Annotated in this window: 17 protein-coding genes; 13 read left to right on the top strand and 4 right to left on the bottom strand. The window is 54.0% G+C overall.

What is annotated here, in order from left to right:
• Positions 1–122: 122 nt before the first annotated feature.
• The 3 genes from QWV57_RS17335 to QWV57_RS17325 all read left to right on the top strand — a co-directional run bounded on the left by QWV57_RS17335 (position 123) and on the right by QWV57_RS17325 (position 2325).
• A complete protein-coding gene (locus tag QWV57_RS17335; protein ID WP_011232879.1) occupies positions 123–350 on the top strand; it encodes a YuzB family protein in 228 nt (75 codons plus the stop codon).
• Positions 351–494: 144 nt separating this feature from the next.
• Positions 495–1793, top strand: coding sequence for an HD domain-containing protein (locus QWV57_RS17330; RefSeq protein ID WP_013524829.1), 1299 nt, complete (start codon positions 495–497; stop codon positions 1791–1793).
• Between the two features lie 13 nt (positions 1794–1806).
• The gene (locus QWV57_RS17325; protein ID WP_013146644.1) at positions 1807–2325 is read left to right on the top strand and encodes a YwgA family protein; all 519 of its coding nucleotides are present in this window, start codon (positions 1807–1809) and stop codon (positions 2323–2325) included.
• A gap of 182 nt (positions 2326–2507) precedes the next feature.
• Here QWV57_RS17325 and QWV57_RS17320 read toward each other — a convergent pair whose 3' ends face one another.
• Positions 2508–3809 carry an NCS2 family permease gene (locus tag QWV57_RS17320; protein ID WP_033004744.1) on the bottom strand — a complete coding sequence of 434 codons (1302 nt, stop codon included), beginning with the start codon at positions 3807–3809 and terminating at the stop codon, positions 2508–2510.
• A gap of 98 nt (positions 3810–3907) precedes the next feature.
• Complete coding sequence (gene thmT, locus QWV57_RS17315) at positions 3908–4096, bottom strand: 2-hydroxymuconate tautomerase (protein ID WP_025949649.1); 189 nt, start codon at positions 4094–4096, stop codon at positions 3908–3910.
• A gap of 131 nt (positions 4097–4227) precedes the next feature.
• Between thmT and QWV57_RS17310 the strand changes: the two genes are divergently transcribed.
• Both QWV57_RS17310 and QWV57_RS17305 read left to right on the top strand, forming a co-directional pair.
• A complete protein-coding gene (locus QWV57_RS17310; RefSeq protein WP_013146641.1) occupies positions 4228–4896 on the top strand; it encodes a site-2 protease family protein in 669 nt (222 codons plus the stop codon).
• Positions 4897–4915: 19 nt separating this feature from the next.
• Complete coding sequence (locus tag QWV57_RS17305; RefSeq protein WP_063330595.1) at positions 4916–5431, top strand: YwhD family protein; 516 nt, start codon at positions 4916–4918, stop codon at positions 5429–5431.
• Positions 5432–5562: 131 nt separating this feature from the next.
• Here QWV57_RS17305 and QWV57_RS17300 read toward each other — a convergent pair whose 3' ends face one another.
• Positions 5563–7608 (bottom strand): transglycosylase domain-containing protein, encoded by a 2046-nt coding sequence (locus QWV57_RS17300; RefSeq protein WP_301100159.1) that lies wholly within the window; start codon positions 7606–7608, stop codon positions 5563–5565.
• A gap of 226 nt (positions 7609–7834) precedes the next feature.
• On the opposite strand from QWV57_RS17300, the gene speE reads away from it, so the two are divergent.
• The 5 genes from speE (at position 7835) to QWV57_RS17275 (ending at position 12147) form a co-directional block, all read left to right on the top strand.
• Complete coding sequence (gene speE / locus QWV57_RS17295; protein ID WP_033006446.1) at positions 7835–8662, top strand: polyamine aminopropyltransferase; 828 nt, start codon at positions 7835–7837, stop codon at positions 8660–8662.
• 13 nt (positions 8663–8675) lie between these two features.
• On the top strand, positions 8676–9551 hold the full coding sequence (speB, locus tag QWV57_RS17290; RefSeq protein WP_081132706.1) for an agmatinase: 876 nt from the start codon (positions 8676–8678) through the stop codon (positions 9549–9551).
• A gap of 240 nt (positions 9552–9791) precedes the next feature.
• Entirely contained in the window at positions 9792–10223 is a 432-nt protein-coding gene (locus QWV57_RS17285) for a YwiB family protein (protein ID WP_011232869.1), read from the top strand.
• A 3-nt stretch (positions 10224–10226) separates the two neighbouring features.
• On the top strand, positions 10227–11900 hold the full coding sequence (argS, locus tag QWV57_RS17280; protein ID WP_301100158.1) for an arginine--tRNA ligase: 1674 nt from the start codon (positions 10227–10229) through the stop codon (positions 11898–11900).
• Between the two features lie 79 nt (positions 11901–11979).
• Positions 11980–12147 carry a XapX domain-containing protein gene (locus QWV57_RS17275; RefSeq protein ID WP_060788146.1) on the top strand — a complete coding sequence of 56 codons (168 nt, stop codon included), beginning with the start codon at positions 11980–11982 and terminating at the stop codon, positions 12145–12147.
• Positions 12148–12275: 128 nt separating this feature from the next.
• Here QWV57_RS17275 and cls read toward each other — a convergent pair whose 3' ends face one another.
• The gene (gene cls, locus QWV57_RS17270; RefSeq protein ID WP_238980438.1) at positions 12276–13466 is read right to left on the bottom strand and encodes a cardiolipin synthase; all 1191 of its coding nucleotides are present in this window, start codon (positions 13464–13466) and stop codon (positions 12276–12278) included.
• A gap of 335 nt (positions 13467–13801) precedes the next feature.
• Between cls and QWV57_RS17265 the strand changes: the two genes are divergently transcribed.
• The 3 genes from QWV57_RS17265 (at position 13802) to QWV57_RS17255 (ending at position 18329) form a co-directional block, all read left to right on the top strand.
• Positions 13802–15898, top strand: coding sequence for a heterodisulfide reductase-related iron-sulfur binding cluster (locus QWV57_RS17265; RefSeq protein ID WP_301100157.1), 2097 nt, complete (start codon positions 13802–13804; stop codon positions 15896–15898).
• 157 nt (positions 15899–16055) lie between these two features.
• The gene (locus QWV57_RS17260; protein ID WP_060788149.1) at positions 16056–17234 is read left to right on the top strand and encodes an acetyl-CoA C-acetyltransferase; all 1179 of its coding nucleotides are present in this window, start codon (positions 16056–16058) and stop codon (positions 17232–17234) included.
• Positions 17235–17477: 243 nt separating this feature from the next.
• Complete coding sequence (locus tag QWV57_RS17255; RefSeq protein WP_013146630.1) at positions 17478–18329, top strand: 3-hydroxybutyryl-CoA dehydrogenase; 852 nt, start codon at positions 17478–17480, stop codon at positions 18327–18329.
• Positions 18330–18480 lie beyond the last annotated feature (151 nt).

Here is an 18480-nt window from a genome sequence, read left to right as displayed (position 1 = left end):
GTGAACCGAAAAAATGTTCTCCACAAAGTCTTGACTGACTCGTGAAAGCATGCCAACTTGCAATTTTCCGGAAAAAGCGGTAGAATACACAAAGCAAACGCTGCAGAAAGGGATGACGCATAATGGCAAATGAGTTTCGCGTTTGCGACGACTGCAAGGCGCCGAATTTAAAAACATTGATTCCGCGCTTGAAAAAGCTTGATCCGGATGCGGTCATCAAAATCGGCTGCCAGTCGTATTGCGGCCCAGGGCGGAAAAAGACGTTTGCCTTCGTCAACAACCGTCCGGTGGCGGCGCTGACGGAAGACGAACTGATTGATAAAATTGCCGAAAGGTTGAAAAAGCGATAACCGATCACCTTCTTTGCCGAAAGAAGGTGATTTTTTGTTTTTTCCGTCAATAATGGAGAAAGACGGAGAAAAAAGTCAACTATTTCTTTGCCAAAAGAAACGGCGTATAATAGATGTATGTTGGAGACGGAAGAGGAGGATGCGATGTATTCCGGCGGGCAGCTTGACGAAGAAAAAGTGTTTAAAGATCCGGTGCACCGATACATACATGTTCGCGACAAAGTGATTTGGGATTTGATCGGCACAAAAGAATTTCAGCGCCTGCGCCGCATCAAGCAGCTCGGCACGACATATTTGACGTTTCACGGCGCCGAGCACAGCCGGTTTAACCATTCGCTCGGCGTTTACGAAATCATCCGCCGCATCATTGACGACGTGTTTGTCGGCCGCGATCATTGGGATCATAGCGAGCGCCTTCTTTGCCTATGCGCGGCGCTCTTGCACGATTTAGGGCACGGCCCGTTTTCCCATTCATTTGAAAAGGTGTTTCGCCTCGACCACGAAGATTTTACACAGGCCATCATTTTAGGCGATACAGAAGTGAACGCCGCCTTGCGCGAAGTGGGCGACGATTTTCCGCAAAAAGTGGCGGAAGTGATCGCCAAAACGTACCCGAACAAGCTTGTGGTGAGCCTCATTTCGAGCCAAATTGACGCCGACCGGATGGATTATTTGCTGCGCGATGCGTACTACACCGGCGTCAGCTACGGCTATTTTGACATGGAGCGCATTTTGCGCGTCATGCGCCCGCGCGAAGACCAAGTCGTCATCAAACGAAGCGGCATGCATGCGGTCGAGGATTACATTATGAGCCGCTACCAAATGTATTGGCAAGTGTATTTCCATCCTGTGACGCGCAGTGCGGAAGTCATTTTAACGAAAATTTTGCATCGGGCGAAAAAGCTGTATGAAGAGGGGTATCGTTTTCAGACGAAGCCGGTCCACTTTTTGTCGTTTTTTGCAGGCAATGTGTCGCTTGGCGATTACTTGGCGCTGGATGAGGCAGTCATCTTGTTTTACTTCCAGCAATGGCAATACGAACGGGATCCGATTTTAAGCGATCTGTGCCAGCGGTTTGTCCGCCGCCGCCTGTTCAAATATACGGAGTTCCATCCGACGAACGAGCAAATGGAGAAGCTCATTGAGCTGACCGGTTTGTTTAAAAAAGCGGGCATCGACCCGGACTACTACTTGGTCGTCGATTCGTCCTCGGATTTGCCGTATGACTTTTACCGGCCGGGCGAGGAAGGCGAGCGCCTTCCGATTTATTTGTTGATGCCAAACGGGGAGCTTCGCGAGCTGTCGCGCGAATCGGTGCTCGTTGACGCCATTTCCGGGAAACGGCGCACCGACCATAAGCTGTATTTCCCAGCTGATTTCCTGGAAGACTTGTCGACGAAGCGGACAGTGAAGAAAAAGATTATGGAAATTTTAAAGGGTTAGGAGATGACGGAGAGTGCTCACAGAGCATGCGAAAGTAATGAAGGCGTTGGCGGCCGCCGGGGAAATTGCCGGCCGCAAAAAGCTGCAAAAAATGATCTACATCGCGAAAAAGCTCGACTTTCCGTTTTATGAGAAGTTTGACTTCCACTTTTACGGCCCGTATTCGGAAGAGCTGACATGCCGCATCGAAGAGCTGTGCGCGCTCGGCTTTTTGCATGAAGTGAAAGAGAAAAAGAGCGGTTATATGCAATATCGCTATACATTGACCGAAGCGGGCGAACAGTTTTTGCGCCATTATGACTGGGACATGCCGGGCTTGGCGGAGTGCATGCAAGCGATGAACGAACAAAATGCCCGTTTTTTGGAACTTGTGTCCACCGTGCTTTATTTTGAACATTTGCCGAAAGACGAAGTGAAAGAGAAAATTGCGGTGTTAAAAAGCAAGCAGCGCTATACGGAAGAAGAAATCGAGGAGGCGTACGCGTACATTGAGGCGCTGCGCAGCCGATGCCACAACAAAGCCCGCGTGTAGGCGGGCGGAAAAAGCTGCTTCAACGTATCATCAGTTGGCCATAGACGAAAAGGGGTTGACCCAAAAGGCCGTCTGTCTTCAGGATAGACACAAAATATAGTGCGAAAGAAGCGGTTAGTGCGTATATATGAGACGAAAGAGGGTGTCCCGATCCTTTTGGGACACCTCCTTCTTCTTTTTGGTTAATGCGGCAAAAACGCCAGCTGCAAAAAGAACAGCACGGCAAGCACATACAGCAGCAACGGCACATCGCGCCAGCGGCCGCGGGCGATTTTTAAGAGCGGGTACGAGATGAAGCCGAGCGCGATGCCGGTCGCGATGCTGGAGGTGAGCGGCATGCTTAAGATGATGAGAAAGGCTGGGAACGCCTCGTCCAGTTCGCGCCAATTGATATGGGCGATGTTGCTGATCATCAAGCTTCCGACGATAATGAGCGCCGGGGCGGTGATGGCGGATAACCCGGCGACCGCGCCAACCAGCGGGCTGAAAAAGGCCGCGATGACAAACAGTACAGCGACGGTGAGCGCCGTCCAGCCGGTGCGTCCGCCAGCGGCGACGCCGGTTGACGACTCGATGTACGCCGATGTCGGGCTTGTGCCAAACATGGCGCCGATGGTCGTCGCGACCGAGTCGGCCAAGAGCGCCTCGCGGGCGCGCGGCAGCGTGTTTCCTTTCATCAGCCCGGCTTGCTGGGCAACGCCGATCATTGTGCCGGTCGTATCAAACAGCGTGACAAGCAAAAAGGAGAAGACGACCGCGTACAAACTATGACCGATGACGTCCCCGATGGCCGCGAATGGATTGGTAATGATCAGCCCTTCTGGAAGCGACGGCAGCGAGACGATACCTTTGTCAAAGTGAAGCTGCCCGGTCGCGTAGGCGATGACGCCGGTCGCGACCATGCCGTAAAAGAGCGCGCCGTTGACGCCGCGCATCATGAAAACGAGCGTCACCGCCAGGCCGATGAGCGTCAACACGGCCGACGGGGCATGCAAGTTGCCAAGCGCGACCAAATTTTGCGGATGGGCTTGGATAATTCCGGTCAGCCGCAGGCCGATAAAGGCGATAAACAGCCCGATGCCGGCGGTGATGCCATGTTTTAAGCTGTCGGGGATCACTTCGATCAGCTTGCTGCGGAGCGGGGTGAGCGACAGCAACAAAAACAGCAATCCCGCGACAAACACAGCGGAAAACGCGGTTTCGTACGAAATGCCGCCGTGCGAGCCGACGACGGAATAGGCAAAATACGCGTTCAGCCCCATGCCGGGGGCAATGGCGATCGGATAGTTGGCGAATATTGCCATCCACAGCGTGCCGACGACGGTCGCGATGACGGTGGCGGTGAACGCCTGTTCAAACGGGACGCCGGCGTCTGATAAGATGACCGGATTGACGACGATGATGTACACCATGGTGAAAAAAGTCGTCAGTCCAGCGAGAAACTCTGTTTTGCGATTGCTGGCATGGTGCGGAAGACGAATCATAGGCAACCTCCTAAAGGCGAACAATATGAAAGACAACTATAATAATATTCGTTTTTATTCCAAAAAGCAACGGGGACGCCCGATGGCGCCCCCGTTTGTTACTCCGCATCGCTCAGCCGTTTTCCAGCGATGGCGTAATGGTCTTTCGTCATTTCCTCGATGAACACAACAACGCTCTCTTTTTTCGCCCCGGTTGTCTCTACAACGGCGTCGGTCACTTTTTCCACCAGCGCTTTCTTTTGCTCATCCGTGCGGCCGGCGAGCATTTTGATCGTGACATACGGCATCATCATTCCCCCATTTCCTTGTCGAGTGCTGTCGCGCTTATTATACCATGGAACCGTGAAGTTCAGTCCACTTTTGGCGGTAAATCATGTATACTAAGGATAGTGAATACAGGGGAAAAGGAGTTAATCAAGTGGAACACATTTTGCCGTATTCGTTAAGCGAAATTCCGTACGTGCTGTTGACGCTGGCGCTGGCGTTTTCCGTGCATGAGTTCGCTCATGCATACGTCGCCTACAAGTTCGGCGATCCGACGGCGAAAAACGAGGGACGGCTGACATTGTCACCGTTTGCCCATTTGGATTTGCTTGGCACCCTGCTGATTTTTCTCGCTGGGTTTGGCTGGGCGCGCCCGGTGCCAGTCAATCGCTTTTATTTCAAAAATCCGCGCCTTGCCGGCATTCTCGTGTCAGTTGCCGGACCGCTGAGCAACCTCGTGCTTGCCGCGCTTGGATTTGTCATTTGGTACGCGATGATCGATTTCGGCATCATGCGGGCGCTGCCGGATTGGTTTGCGGCCGGGTTTGATCTGTTTTTCCAAATTTTTATCAGCTTGAACGCTGTCTTGTTTGTGTTTAATTTATTGCCGTTTCCGCCGCTTGATGGGTATCGTATTATTGAAGACTTGGCCCCGGATGGGCTGCGGGCGAAAATGACGCAATGGGAAAACTACGGGGCGCTCATTTTTCTTATCCTTGTGCTCACGCCGCTTGACCGATATACGATTGAGCCGGTGTTTCAAGTGGCGCTGCCGTTTGTATTGGAAAATTTGCAGTCGTTGGTCGCCAATTTGTTTATGTAAGGAAGGAGGAACAAGCGGAATGGAGCAAAAAAAGAAAAAAAACATCGGCTTTAATATCATCAAAGACGATCCGACCGACGGGCACCGCGGCTTTGGCGCCGGGGCGTTGAGCTTAGAAAACGTTTCGCCGGTCATCATTGACGTCGAAGCGGGCGAAGCGTTCGTCGATATGGGGGCGATGCATGCCCGCAGCTCTGTTGAGCGCGGCATCAAGTTTTTGCCGGACCGTTCCGCCGTGCCAAACGGCAAGCCGTATTGGATCGTCTGGGTGACGATCGAGCGCCGTGAAGACGGCCCGTATTACGCCGGGGTGACGGCGTGCGAAATGACGATCGACCGTGAGGCGCGCCGCGGCTATAAGTTATTGCCGGAACATGTGAACCGGCTCGATAAATCGCTGAAACGGCATATCATCGTCGATCATATGGACGCTAAGTCGAAGCGGGTGCTCGCCGACTTTTTGAAAGGACATGACATCGGGATGTGGAACCGTTCGAGCGATGAACTGAAAAAAGGGCTCGAAGGCGAATTGTGACGGTTTTGTGAACATGTTTGCTCAAGGGCTTGTTCTCGTTTGGAAAAAAGGATAAACTAAATCTATATGTATAACACAGGAAAACTAGGACAAGAAAATCCCCTGCGGGCAAACGCAGGGGATTTTCTTGTTTAAAACCATGGGAACCATTTCTCGAACCAGCTTTTTCCGTCTTCTTTTTTCTTCTTTTTCTTTTCCAAATGGTCGGTGCAATAGTCGGTCGGTTCTGTACCGATGAGATAGTACGTTTTTCGTTTCACCGGACAGGAGTCGGTGGCCAGCTTGCCGTTTTGCGGGTCGATGTAGACGCCGATGACGCCTTTGGTCGGTTTGAACGATTTTTTCGGTTCGCCGGCGAGGCTTTGTTCCATAAAGTGAACCCATATTTGTTTGGCATATTGCCTTTCGGCAGGACGATCCATCGTTTCCCCGCGGTCGTAGCCGGTCCAGACGCCGGCGACAAGTTGCGGGGCGAACCCGATCATCCAACTGTCCGTTTTCGTCGTTCCCGACTTGCCGGCGTACGGACGCGTGATGTCATCGATGATGGACTGCCCGGTGACGGTTGTATAGCCGTTAAGCTTTGGGTCGAACATCCCGGTCATTAAATGGGTCGTCACAAACGCCGCGTCGCGGTCGAGCACTTGCCGGCTCTCCGGCTTATGTTCATACAGCACGTTTCCGTTTGCATCAACGACTTTTTGAATAAACACCGGTTCGGTTTGTTTGCCGTAGTTGGCCAGCGTGCTGTACGCGGCCACCATGTCGATCACTTTCACGGGCGAGGTGCCGAGCGCCAATGACGGCACTGCTTTCAATCTGCTTGTAATGCCAAGCGCTTTCGCTGTTTCGACGAGTTTGTCGGCGCCGATGAACTGGAGCGTTTTCACCGCAAAGACGTTGTCGGATACAGCGAGCGCCTGAGCGAGCGTGATCGGGCCATTGGCGTAGTAGTCATTGTAATTATGGGGGGTGTACGACGATCGGCCGCCGTTAAACGTAAATGTCGTCAGCTCGCTGCGCAGTTGGGTCGATGGGGTGAATCCTTGCTCGATCGCCGCGTAATACAAAAACGGCTTAAATGTCGACCCTGGCTGGCGTTCCGCCTGCACGGCCCGGTTGAACGGGCTCTCTTCGTAGTTGCGTCCGCCGACGAGCGCCTTTACTTCCCCGGTGCGTGGATCCATCGCCACAAGCGCCGCTTGAATGGCAGAGTGCGGATCGATGATGCGACGGATTTGCTCTTCGGCAATCCGCTGCAGACGCGGATCCAGCGTCGTATAGACGCGCAGCCCCCCGAGCTCGATCGTCCGCTCATCCAGGCCGAGTTTGATGCGCAGCTGCTGTTTGACGACATCTTGAAAATACGGAGCGATCGGCTGCTCTTGTTCGTGGTGGCGGACGTAGACGAGCTTGTCGCGGTACGCCTGCTCCGCTTCTTCGCGGCTGATGTAGCCGGCTTCCACCATGGAGGTAAGCACGATTTTTTGACGCGCTTTCGCCCGCTGTTCATTGACAAACGGCGAGTAGTAATACGGCCCTTTCGGAATGCCGGCCAGCATCGCTGCCTCGCTGAGCGTCAGCTCGCTCGCGTGCTTGCCGAAATAGTAGCGAGCCGCTGCTTCAATGCCGTAGACCCCATGGCCGTAGTAAATCGTGTTTAAATAGCCTTCCAAAATTTGATCTTTGCTGTAGTTGGCTTCAAGCCGGATGGTGTACAACGCTTCCTGGATTTTCCGCGACCACGTTTTTTCATGCGTCAAAAACAAGTTGCGTGCATATTGCTGGGTGATCGTGCTCGCTCCTTGCACTTTGTCCATGGCCTCGAGATTGGCGAGCACCGCGCCAGCGATCCGTTTCAAGTCAAACCCGTGATGTTCGTAAAACTTCCGGTCTTCAACGGCGATCGTCGCTTCGATGACGTGCGGGGACATGTCTTTGAGCCGAACCCAATAGCGTTTTTGCCCATGGTCGCTTTCCCCGATTTTGCGGCCGTCGTCCGCATAAAAAATCGTCGTCTGCGGCACGGCGACCGGCGGGGCGCCTTCGATTTTCGCGAACAACACAAAGCTCCCGAGAGCGGCGAAGGCAAAGATGGCGAGAAAAAAGCCGATAAAGACGGCGGCGCGCACATATTTCCACGTGCCGCGAAAACGGCTGCCCGGGATCGGTTCCATTGCGCATCACCTCGGCGATGTTGGCGGAAAAGCGCATCGTTTGGCCCTCTGGCAAAATGCGGTTGGCGCTTTCCGCTTTTCTTACCAGTATGAAAAAAAATTTTTTATTTTAAACTTGTTCCTCTTGCATTTTTGCTAGATTGCTCTATACTTTTTCATGTTTAGTTTTTCGTTGGCTAAGGAAAACTTGTATAGTAAGCAACGCTCGGAGAAAGGATGTTACCGAATGGAACTTTGGTTTACCGAAAAGCAAACGGAGCATTTTGGCATCACCGCACGCATCATCCGCACTTTACATACAGAACAGACGCCGTTCCAAAAACTTGATATGGTCGAAACGGCGGAGTTTGGCAACATGCTCATTCTAGACGGCATGGTCATGACAACGCAAAAAGACGAATTCGTCTACCATGAAATGGTCGCCCACGTGCCGTTGTTCACCCACCCCAATCCGGAAAACGTGCTTGTCGTCGGCGGCGGCGACGGCGGCGTCATTCGTGAAGTGCTGAAGCACCCAAGCGTCAAAAAAGCGACGCTTGTGGAAATTGACGGCAAAGTGATCGAGTGCTCGAAAAAATACTTGCCGGAAATCGCTGGCCAACTTGACGATCCGCGCGTCGAAGTGAAAGTCGATGACGGGTTTATGCATATCGCCAAAAGCGAAAACGAGTATGACGTCATTATGGTTGACTCAACCGAACCGGTCGGCCCAGCGGTCAACTTGTTCACAAAAGGGTTTTACGCCGGCATCGCCAACGCGTTGAAGGAAGACGGCATTTTCGTCGCCCAAACGGACAATCCGTGGTTTAAGGCCGATTTGATTCGCAACGTATACCGCGATGTGAAAGAAATTTTCCCGATCACCCGTTTGTATACGGCGAACATTCCGACGTATCCGAGCGGGCTCTGGACGTTTACGCTCGGCTCGAAACAATACGACCCGCTCGCTGTGAGCGACGACCGGTTCCATGACATTGAGACGAAATATTACACGAAAGAATTGCACAAAGCGTGTTTCGTCTTGCCGAAATTTGTCGCGGATTTAACGAAGTAAGGGGGCGCAGGCAATGCGATTTGATGAAGCCTATTCGGGCAACGTGTTTATCGGCAGCCATCCGAATTTTGAAGAAAGCGAAGCGGTCATTTACGGGATGCCGATGGACTGGACGGTCAGCTACCGGCCTGGCTCGCGGTTTGGCCCGGCCCGCATCCGCGAAGTGTCAATCGGGCTTGAGGAGTACAGCCCATATTTGGACCGCGAACTCAAAGACATCCGCTACTTTGACGCTGGGGACATTCCGCTCCCGTTTGGCAACGCGTCCCGCAGTTTGGAGCTGATTGAACAGTTCGTGAAAAAGGTGCTTGACGCCGGCAAATTTCCGCTCGGCCTTGGCGGAGAGCATCTTGTCTCCTGGCCGGTCATGAAAGCGGTGTATGAATACTACCCGGATTTGGCCGTCATTCATATGGATGCGCACACGGACTTGCGCGAACATTACGAAGGCGAGCCGCTGTCGCATGCGACGCCGATCCGCAAAGTCGCTGACTTGATCGGCCCGACGAATGTCTTTTCGTTCGGCATCCGCTCCGGCATGAAGGAAGAGTTCGAATGGGCGAAAGAAAACGGCATGTACATCGCCAAGTTTGAAGTGCTTGAACCGCTCCGCTCCGTGTTGCCGAAGCTCGCTGGCCGTCCGGTGTATGTGACGATTGACATCGATGTGCTTGATCCCGCTCATGCCCCAGGCACTGGGACGGTCGATGCCGGCGGCATTACGTCAAAAGAGCTGCTTTCGGCCATTCACGAGATCGCCCGCTCCGACGTGCGAGTCGTTGGCGCCGATCTGGTGGAAGTTGCACCGATTTATGACCATTCCGAACAAACGGCCAATACGGCGAGCAAGCTTGTGAGAGAAATGCTGCTTGGCTGGGTGGCGAAGTGAAAAATGAGAAAAAGCGCCTAAATCGCAAGTTTGCGAGGGCGCTTTTTTCTTTGGTGGGACAAAAGATGCAGGAATATGAGCGTACGTTTTATTTAAGGAAAAACAACCTTTTGGGTCAGTCCCTTTTTTTGCCCACTGGAGCGGAAATCTGCCATCGGGTTTGTCCCCTCTTGAATGGAGCGAAACAGTTCATTATACTATGAATTATGACTGTTTGTTCGCAAAGGTGTGTTCATCGATATGAAGGAAACAAACGGCATCCCGGCGCGCCTCCGCCAAGTGGCTGTCATTCGCGACGGTCCGCGCCAAGAGACGGTTGTGCTTGAGGCGGATGGCACGTATTACATAAAAGGGGAAACCGTTTATTTGCAGTTTGCCGAAGAAAACGAACTCGGGCGGGTGAACAACATTGTGAAAATCGCGCCTGACGAGGTGACCGTCCTTCGTTCCGGAGCGGTCGAGATGCGGCAAACGTTCCGCCGCCGCCAAGAAACATCGGGCCATTATGGGACAGCGTTTGGACGATGGGCGCTGGCGGCCAAAACGAGCTCCATGGAGTTTCACTATGATGAGCAGCGGAAAAAGGGGCGGCTCTTTCTTTCCTATGAACTGATGCTAGGCGATGAGCGAAGCGGGCGCCATACGTTGACGTTGACATTTAAGGGGGTATAAGCGGTGAACATTGTCGGACAAATCAAGGAAAAGATGAAAGAAGAAATCCGCCAGGCGGCGGTAAGAGCAGGGCTGGCTTCGGCCGACGAGCTGCCGGATGTGCTGCTTGAGGTGCCGCGCGACAAGGCGCATGGCGACTACTCGACGAACATCGCCATGCAGCTCGCCCGCATCGCGAAAAAACCGCCGCGGGCGATCGCCGAAGCCATCGTCGGGCAGCTTGACCGCGAACGCATGTCGGTCGCCCGCATCGAGATCGCCGGGCCAGGGTTTATTAACTTTTACATGGACAACCGCTATTTGACGGCGGTCGTGCCGGCGATTTTGCAGGCGGGACAAGCGTATGGCGAATCGAACGTCGGCAACGGGGAAAAAGTGCAAGTCGAGTTCGTCTCGGCCAATCCAACCGGAGACCTGCATTTAGGTCATGCCCGCGGCGCGGCGGTCGGCGATTCGCTTTGCAACATTTTGGCGAAAGCCGGGTTTGACGTGACGCGTGAATACTATATTAATGACGCCGGCAAGCAAATTTACAATTTAGCGAAATCGGTCGAAGCCCGTTATTTTCAGGCGCTCGGTGTCGATATGCCGTTGCCGGAGGACGGCTATTACGGCGACGATATCGTCGAAATCGGCAAAAAGCTTGCCGAAGAGTACGGCGACCGGTTTGTCGAAATGGAGGAAGAAGAAAGGCTTGCCTTTTTCCGCGACTATGGGCTCCGCTATGAGCTTGAAAAAATCAAAAAAGACTTGGCCGACTTCCGTGTGCCGTTTGACGTCTGGTATTCGGAAACATCGCTCTATGAAAGCGGAAAAATCGACGAAGCGCTTTCCACTTTGCGCGAGCGCGGCTATATTTACGAGCAGGACGGGGCGACATGGTTCCGTTCGACGGCGTTTGGGGACGACAAAGACCGCGTCTTAATTAAGCAGGACGGCACATATACGTACTTGCTTCCGGACATCGCCTACCATCAAGACAAGCTGCGGCGCGGGTTCAAAAAGCTCATCAACATTTGGGGGGCGGACCACCACGGCTACATTCCGCGCATGAAGGCGGCGATCGCTGCGCTCGGTTATGATCCGGAGGCGCTTGAAGTGGAAATCATTCAAATGGTGAACCTATACCAAAACGGTGAGCGCGTCAAAATGAGCAAGCGCACCGGCAAGGCGGTGACGATGCGCGAGCTCATGGAAGAAGTCGGCGTCGATGCCGTCCGCTATTTCTTTGCGATGCGCTCGGGCGATACGCATTTGGATTTTGACATGGACTTGGCCGTGTCGCAGTCGAATGAAAACCCGGTTTACTACGTCCAATACGCGCACGCCCGCGTCTCAAGCATTCTCCGCCAGGCGGAAGAGCAAAATGTGTCGTACGAAGGCGACCTCGCTTTGCATCATTTAGCGGAGACGGAAAAAGAAATCGAGCTGCTCAAAGTGCTCGGCGATTTCCCTGACGTCGTCGCCGAGGCGGCGCTCAAGCGGATGCCGCATCGCGTCACCGCCTATGCATTCGATTTGGCTTCCGCGCTCCATAGCTTTTATAACGCGGAAAAAGTGCTTGATCTGGACAACATCGAAAAAACAAAAGCCCGCCTCGCGCTTGTCAAGGCGGTGCAAATTACGCTGCAAAATGCGTTAGCGCTCATTGGCGTTTCAGCGCCGGAACAAATGTAAAGGAATGAGGGGGAGAGCGGAGAGCGCCCCCTCTTTTTTGGGCATTCTAAAGAAAAACAAACAGTGGAGGACGAATCTCATGAAAGAAATCGTGCTGTCGCTTCTGACAGGCATGATCGTCGGCTTTTTGTTTACGCTGCTTCGCTTGCCGATTCCCGCTCCCCCGGCGTTGGCCGGCATCGCCGGCATCGTCGGGGTGTATCTCGGCATGCGGTTGTTTCAATGGTTCACGGTGTTTTGGAAGTAAGCACTTGCATGATCAAACGGGGAACAAAACCCGGTTGGCGCCATTTTGGCAGCATCAAGCCGCCGGAAGCGCTGGCCGGGTTTTTTGCTTCTTCTGTTGTTTGCGAGGGAAATGGAACTTCGGACCGGTCAAAGCCAGGCGGAGATGAGCTGGGAAATCGACTGTTTGCCGCGGTCAAGAAGCGAACGTTTTTGCCAAAAGTCGACCGTCAGCGGCTCGGCGCGCAACAAATCACGCTCGATCGCCCGTTTGACGAGACGGGTAAACGCTCGGTCAAACACATAGCAGTTGATTTCGCCGTTCAAAAACAAGCTGCGCCGATCGAAATTGGCTGTGCCGACGTTGCACCACTCCTCATCGATGACGAGCGTTTTGGCATGGTAAAATCCTTGGTAAAAGCGGTAAATGCGCGCGCCGGCTTTCAAGAGTCGATAAAAGTACGGATAGGCAGCCTCTTTGACAAATAAATGGTCCGCCTTCAGCGGCACAAGGACGGTCACACGCACCCCGCGCCGAAGCGCTTGCATCAGCTCGTTAAACAGCGGCCGGCTTGGGATGAAGTATGGGCTGCCGATCATAATTTCTTTTTTCGCCTGGCGGATGACCTCGATAAACTGTTCTTCAAGGGCAGTGCCGTTGGTGGCGACGAGCTGATGGCGAATGGCGCCGGCCGGAAGCGGCGGGAAGTAGCGATGTTTGTCAGGCACCGTCCGGTCCGTTGCTTCTTCCCAGTCGTGCAAAAACTGTTCTTGCAAGTCGTGAACCCCTTCGCCGTTCACTTTTAAGTGGTAATCACGCCATTCGCCGAAGTTGGCGTCTTTTCCGTTGTATTCGCGGCCGATGTTAAAGCCGCCGATGTAGCCGACCCGCCCGTCGATGACCGTAATTTTCCGATGGTTGCGGCGGTTGAGGCGGTAAATGAAAAACGGAAAGCGCGGCTTTCGGGCATAGGCGAACTCCACCCCGCTTTCCTCGAGCGAACGGATGAGCGCTTTCGGCAGTCCAAAGCTGCCGACCCAATCGGTCAACACTCGCACTTTCACGCCGGCAGCTGCTTTTTCCTTTAAAATCTGGAAAAATGGCGCGCTCGTTTCGTCATTTTTTATAATGTAAAACAAGACGTGAATATGATCGCGGGCGCGGCCTAGTTCAGCGAAGTAATCAGAAAATAAATGCCTGCCGTTGATATAGAGGGAAATATCGCTTCTCCGCTCCGGGTAGACGACTTTTTTGCGCCCATTGCGGAAGATGAACTGTCCAAGCTTGTCATCAAGATAAACGAGCAACAATACGATGGCAATGACGGAAATGACGACCATATCTTCTCCTCCTATGTCGATTCGGTATTTATTAATGTGCCCGAGAACGCGCAAAACGTTTCAAATTGCATCTACCGTGAACATACCCAAACTCCAAATGAATCAAATTTCCATATTGATGAATGTTTTTCGTCATGGGAGTCTATAGAGGGCTGAACAAATCGATGATTCCCCCGCGATCGCTCCGTTGCCAAGGGAAAGTTTTCACGGTTGGGATGAAAAAAGGTTATTGACTGAATGCTCATTCATTTGTACAATAGACATAAAGCGAATTCTGAAAATTTCTTTTGTTATGGCAACACATTCGCTCGAAAAACGGGGGAAGGGGAGAGAAGATGAATGCCTTGTTGGTGGTGAACTGGCTCGCGTTTTTGCTTGTAACCGCTTACGCAATTCACTTGTTTGCATATGTCGTCAAAACGCGGGCGATGTACATCAAACTCGGCAAAAAAGTCGAGTTTGACCGCAAAGTAAAAGAGCGGCTGCGAAACATCTGGGTCAACGTGTTCGGCCAGAAAAAGCTGCTCAAGGACAAAAAAAGCGGACTGATCCACGTCGTCTTTTTCTATGGCTTTATTCTCGTCCAATTTGGCGCGATTGATTTCATCATCAAAGGGCTTGCGCCGGGGGCGCATTTGCCGCTTGGGCCGCTGTATGCGGGATTTACGTTTTTCCAAGAAATCGTCACTTTGCTTATTTTGATCGCGGTGCTCGCCGCCTTTTACCGCCGTTACATTGAAAAGCTCGTCCGTTTAAAGCGCGACTTGAAAGCTGGGCTTGTCCTCATCTTCATCGCCGGGCTCATGCTGTCGGTGTTGTTCGGCAACGGGATGAGCATCATTTGGCACGGCGAAGAAGCGACGTGGAGCGAGCCGGTCGCTTCGCTCATTGCTGCCGCGTTTTCCTGGGTCGGCGAAACGGGGGCTGCGGTGCTCTTCTTTATTGCCTGGTGGGTGCATCTGTTGATTTTGCTCACGTTCCTCGTGTACGTGCCGCAATCAAAGCACGCCCATTTGATCGCGGCGCCGATCAATGTCTTTTTTAGCCGGCTGACGCGACCGAAGCTGGCGCCAATCAACTTTGAAGACGAAAGCCAAGAGTCGTTTGGCGTCGGCAAAATTGAGGATTTCACGCAAAAGCAATTGATCGACTTGTACGCCTGTGTCGAATGCGGCCGCTGCACAAGCATGTGTCCAGCGACCGGCACGGGGAAAATGTTGTCGCCGATGGATTTGATTTTAAAATTGCGCGACCATTTGACGGAAAAAGGGGCGGTCGTCACGTCGCGCACGCCGTGGGTGCCCGCGTTCGCTTTCAAACATACAAGGGGCAATCAGCTCGCGTTCGCCGCGGCGTCCGAGCAGGCGGCGACGATCGAAATGCCGAGCCTCATCGGCGATGTCATCACCGAAGAAGAGATTTGGGCCTGTACGACGTGCCGCAACTGTGAGGACCAATGCCCGGTCATGAATGAGCATGTCGATAAAATCATCGACTTGCGCCGCTATCTTGTCCTGACGGAAGGACGGATGAACCCGGACGCGCAGCGGGCGATGACGAACATCGAACGCCAAGGCAATCCGTGGGGCTTGAACCGAAAAGAGCGGGAGAACTGGCGCGAGCTGCGCGATGATGTGCATGTGCCGACCGTCAAAGAGGCGACGAAAGCGGGAGAGGAAATCGAGTACTTGTTCTGGGTCGGCTCGATGGGGTCGTATGACAGCCGGAGCCAAAAAATCGCCCTTGCTTTTGCCAAGCTGTTGAACGAAGCAGGCGTCAAGTTCGCGATTTTAGGCAACAAGGAGAAAAACTCGGGCGATACGCCGCGCCGGTTAGGAAATGAGTTTTTGTTCCAAGAATTAGCGACGAACAACATCGCAGAATTTGAAAAAGCGGGCGTCAAGAAAATCGTCACGATCGACCCGCACGCTTACAATACGTTCAAAAATGAGTACCCGGATTTTGGGTTCGAGGCCGAAGTGTATCATCATACCGAGCTGCTCGCCAAGCTCATCGAAGAAGGGCGCTTGGTGCCAAAATATCCGGTAAATGAACGCATTACGTTCCATGACTCGTGCTATTTAGGACGCTACAATGACGTCTATGACGCACCGCGGAAAATTTTGCGCGCCATCCCGGGCGTCGAGCTTGTTGAAATGGAGCGCAACCGCGAGCGAGGAATGTGCTGCGGCGCCGGCGGCGGCCTCATGTGGATGGAGGAGACGACCGGCAACCGGATCAACGTCGCCCGCACTGAGCAAGCGCTCGCTGTCAATCCGACGGTCATCAGCTCCGGCTGTCCGTACTGTTTGACGATGCTGTCGGACGGCACGAAGGCCAAGGAAGTGGAAGACCGCGTTGCGACGTACGATGTCGCTGAATTGTTGGCGAAATCGGTGTTTGGCGAGGAAAAAGAGGAAGCAGCATCGTAAAAATAGTTGCATAGACAATTTTTATTTTTTAAAATAGTGAATAAGGGTAGAGGAGAGGGTGTACCGTTGTACACCTTCTCTTTCGCACCACGACCGAGCGAGCGTTCAGTCTGTGTTTTGTAATCGCTTTCTTATCCGATGAAAAGGGGAGAGGAATATGGGAAAAACAGTGATTGTCAGCGGGGCGCGCACCCCGTTCGGAAAACTCGGCGGTTCTTTGCAAGCGCTGTCAGCGTCAGAACTCGGCGGCATTGCCGTGAAAGAAGCGCTTGCCCGCGCGGATGTGAGCGCGGAACAAGTCGATCATGTCATTTTAGGCACCGTCTTGCAAGGCGGACAAGGACAGCTCCCATCGCGGCAGGCGATGCGCCATGCCGGCATTCCGTGGCATGTTCGCACCGAGACGGTCAATAAAGTATGCGCATCGGGCATGCGCGCCGTGACGCTCGCGGATCAGCTCATCCGCTTAGGCGACGCCGATGTCGTTGTCGCGGGCGGGATGGAATCGATGAGCAACGCCCCGTACGTGCTGCCGAAAGCGCGCTGGGGGTTGCGAATGGGCGACAGCACGGTGAAGGATTTAATGGTGTATGATGGCTTGACATGCAGTTTTACCGGCGTCCATATGGGCGTTTATGGCGGGAATACAGCGCGTGAACTTGGCATTACACGCGAGGCGCAGGATGAGTGGGCGTACCGCAGCCATATGCGAGCCATTGCTGCCATCGAAGCCGGTCGGCTCGCGGAAGAGATCGTTCCGGTGACGATTCCGCAGCGCAAAGGAGAGCCGCTTGTCGTCGAACACGACGAGGCGCCGCGCAAAGACACGTCGCTTGAAGCGTTGGCGAAACTGCCGCCGGTGTTTGACCCGGAAGGAACGATCACGGCCGGCAACGCCCCGGGCGTCAACGACGGCGCCGCGGCGCTCGTCTTGATGAGCGAGGAGCGCGCCGCCCGCGAGGGGCTTGAGCCGCTCGCGACTGTTGTCGCCCACACCGCCATCGCCGTTGAGGCGAAAGATTTCCCAAAAACGCCGGGACTTGTCATCAACGAGTTGCTCCGCAAAACGGGAAAAACGGTCGACGACATTGCCTTGTTCGAAATAAACGAAGCGTTTGCCGCTGTTGCTCTTGCTGCTATCCAAATCGCTGGCCTTGACCCGGAAAAAGTGAACGTCAACGGCGGCGCTGTCGCCCTCGGCCACCCGATCGGCGCGAGCGGCGCACGCATCATCCTCACGCTCATTTATGAGCTGAAACGCCGCGGCGGCGGCCTCGGCATCGCCGCCATCTGCAGCGGCGGCGGCCAAGGCGACGCCATCTTAATCGAAGTATAAGGAATGGCCTGCCACGTCATCGCGGCCGCCGCCGTCGAGGCGTGACGCGTCATGCCGCCCGACGGCGTTGTCGCCATACAGGAGGCGGTTCGCCTGGCGGTGGGGCGGCCGCGGTTTGGGGATATGGATGGCCCGCCGCGCCCTTGGGCGCTGCGGCCGCTGGCTTGCGATCTGCGTTGTCCCAGGATGGAGCCAATAAACGAACAAGAGCGTTTGCGAATTTTGCTATAGGGGGATGGAACGATGGACGTCAAAACGATTATGGTCGTCGGCGCCGGACAGATGGGGTCAGGCATCGCCCAAGTATGCGCTGTCGCCGGCTATCAAGTGTTTTTGTACGACATTAGCGAGGCGCAGTTAGACAAAGGAATCGCCAACATCGAAAAAGGGCTCGCCCGCCAAGTGGAAAAAGGGAAAATGACAGCGGCGGACAAAGACGCAGCGCTCGCGCGGCTTGCCCGCTCGACCGACTTGCATGCCGCCGCCAAAGCGGATCTTGTCATTGAAGCGGTCGTCGAAAACATGGACGTGAAAACAAAGCTGTTCGCCGAGCTCGATGCGCTCGCCCGCCCGGAGACGATTTTAGCGTCGAACACGTCGTCGCTGCCGATTACGGAAATTGCCGCCGCGACGAAACGGCCAGAGAAAGTGATCGGCATGCACTTTATGAACCCGGTGCCGGTGATGAAGCTCGTCGAAATTATCCGCGGATTGGCGACGGCTGATGACGTGTATGAAACGATCGAAGCCGTTGCCCGCAAGCTCGGCAAAGTGCCGGTCGAAGTGAACGACTTTCCGGGCTTTATTTCGAACCGCGTCCTCATGCCGATGATCAACGAAGCGATTTACGCCTTGTACGAAGGGGTGGCGACCAAAGAAGCCATCGATGAAGTGATGAAGCTCGGCATGAACCATCCGATGGGTCCGCTGACGCTCGCTGATTTTATCGGGCTCGATACGTGCTTATACATTATGGAAACGCTTCATGAGGGGTTCGGCGATGACAAATACCGCCCATGCCCGCTCTTGCGCAAATATGTGAAAGCCGGCTGGCTCGGCCGCAAGACGGGCCGCGGATTTTACACGTATGAATAAACCGCTTGGCGTCGCTCTAGGACAACGCCGAAGCGTGCCGCAATGTGCGTGGGGCGGCGCCCGCTATGCTGTCTGCCGACCGTAACGCCGCACGTTAGGTGCATGCGGGAACGCTGTTTTACAGCCTATAAGGCAAATCTATAGAATCGTT

The organism is Geobacillus zalihae, assembly GCF_030414215.1.
Lineage (GTDB): Bacteria > Bacillota > Bacilli > Bacillales > Anoxybacillaceae > Geobacillus > Geobacillus zalihae.
Note: the sequence above shows the minus strand (reverse complement) of the source record. Positions and strands in the feature narration are given on the sequence as shown.

Excerpts from the sequence above, each read along its gene's own strand:
- QWV57_RS17275 (WP_060788146.1), top strand. The coding sequence starts at position 11,980 with ATGAAAGAAATCGTGCTGTCGCTTCTGACAGGCATGATCGTCGGCTTT.
- speB (WP_081132706.1), top strand. The coding sequence starts at position 8,676 with ATGCGATTTGATGAAGCCTATTCGGGCAACGTGTTTATCGGCAGCCAT.
- thmT (WP_025949649.1), bottom strand. The coding sequence starts at position 4,096 with ATGCCGTATGTCACGATCAAAATGCTCGCCGGCCGCACGGATGAGCAA.
- QWV57_RS17305 (WP_063330595.1), top strand. The coding sequence starts at position 4,916 with ATGGAGCAAAAAAAGAAAAAAAACATCGGCTTTAATATCATCAAAGAC.
- QWV57_RS17300 (WP_301100159.1), bottom strand. The coding sequence starts at position 7,608 with ATGGAACCGATCCCGGGCAGCCGTTTTCGCGGCACGTGGAAATATGTG.
- QWV57_RS17285 (WP_011232869.1), top strand. The coding sequence starts at position 9,792 with ATGAAGGAAACAAACGGCATCCCGGCGCGCCTCCGCCAAGTGGCTGTC.
- speE (WP_033006446.1), top strand. The coding sequence starts at position 7,835 with ATGGAACTTTGGTTTACCGAAAAGCAAACGGAGCATTTTGGCATCACC.
- QWV57_RS17260 (WP_060788149.1), top strand. The coding sequence starts at position 16,056 with ATGGGAAAAACAGTGATTGTCAGCGGGGCGCGCACCCCGTTCGGAAAA.
- QWV57_RS17335 (WP_011232879.1), top strand. The coding sequence starts at position 123 with ATGGCAAATGAGTTTCGCGTTTGCGACGACTGCAAGGCGCCGAATTTA.
- QWV57_RS17265 (WP_301100157.1), top strand. The coding sequence starts at position 13,802 with ATGAATGCCTTGTTGGTGGTGAACTGGCTCGCGTTTTTGCTTGTAACC.
- cls (WP_238980438.1), bottom strand. The coding sequence starts at position 13,466 with ATGGTCGTCATTTCCGTCATTGCCATCGTATTGTTGCTCGTTTATCTT.
- QWV57_RS17320 (WP_033004744.1), bottom strand. The coding sequence starts at position 3,809 with ATGATTCGTCTTCCGCACCATGCCAGCAATCGCAAAACAGAGTTTCTC.
- QWV57_RS17255 (WP_013146630.1), top strand. The coding sequence starts at position 17,478 with ATGGACGTCAAAACGATTATGGTCGTCGGCGCCGGACAGATGGGGTCA.
- QWV57_RS17330 (WP_013524829.1), top strand. The coding sequence starts at position 495 with ATGTATTCCGGCGGGCAGCTTGACGAAGAAAAAGTGTTTAAAGATCCG.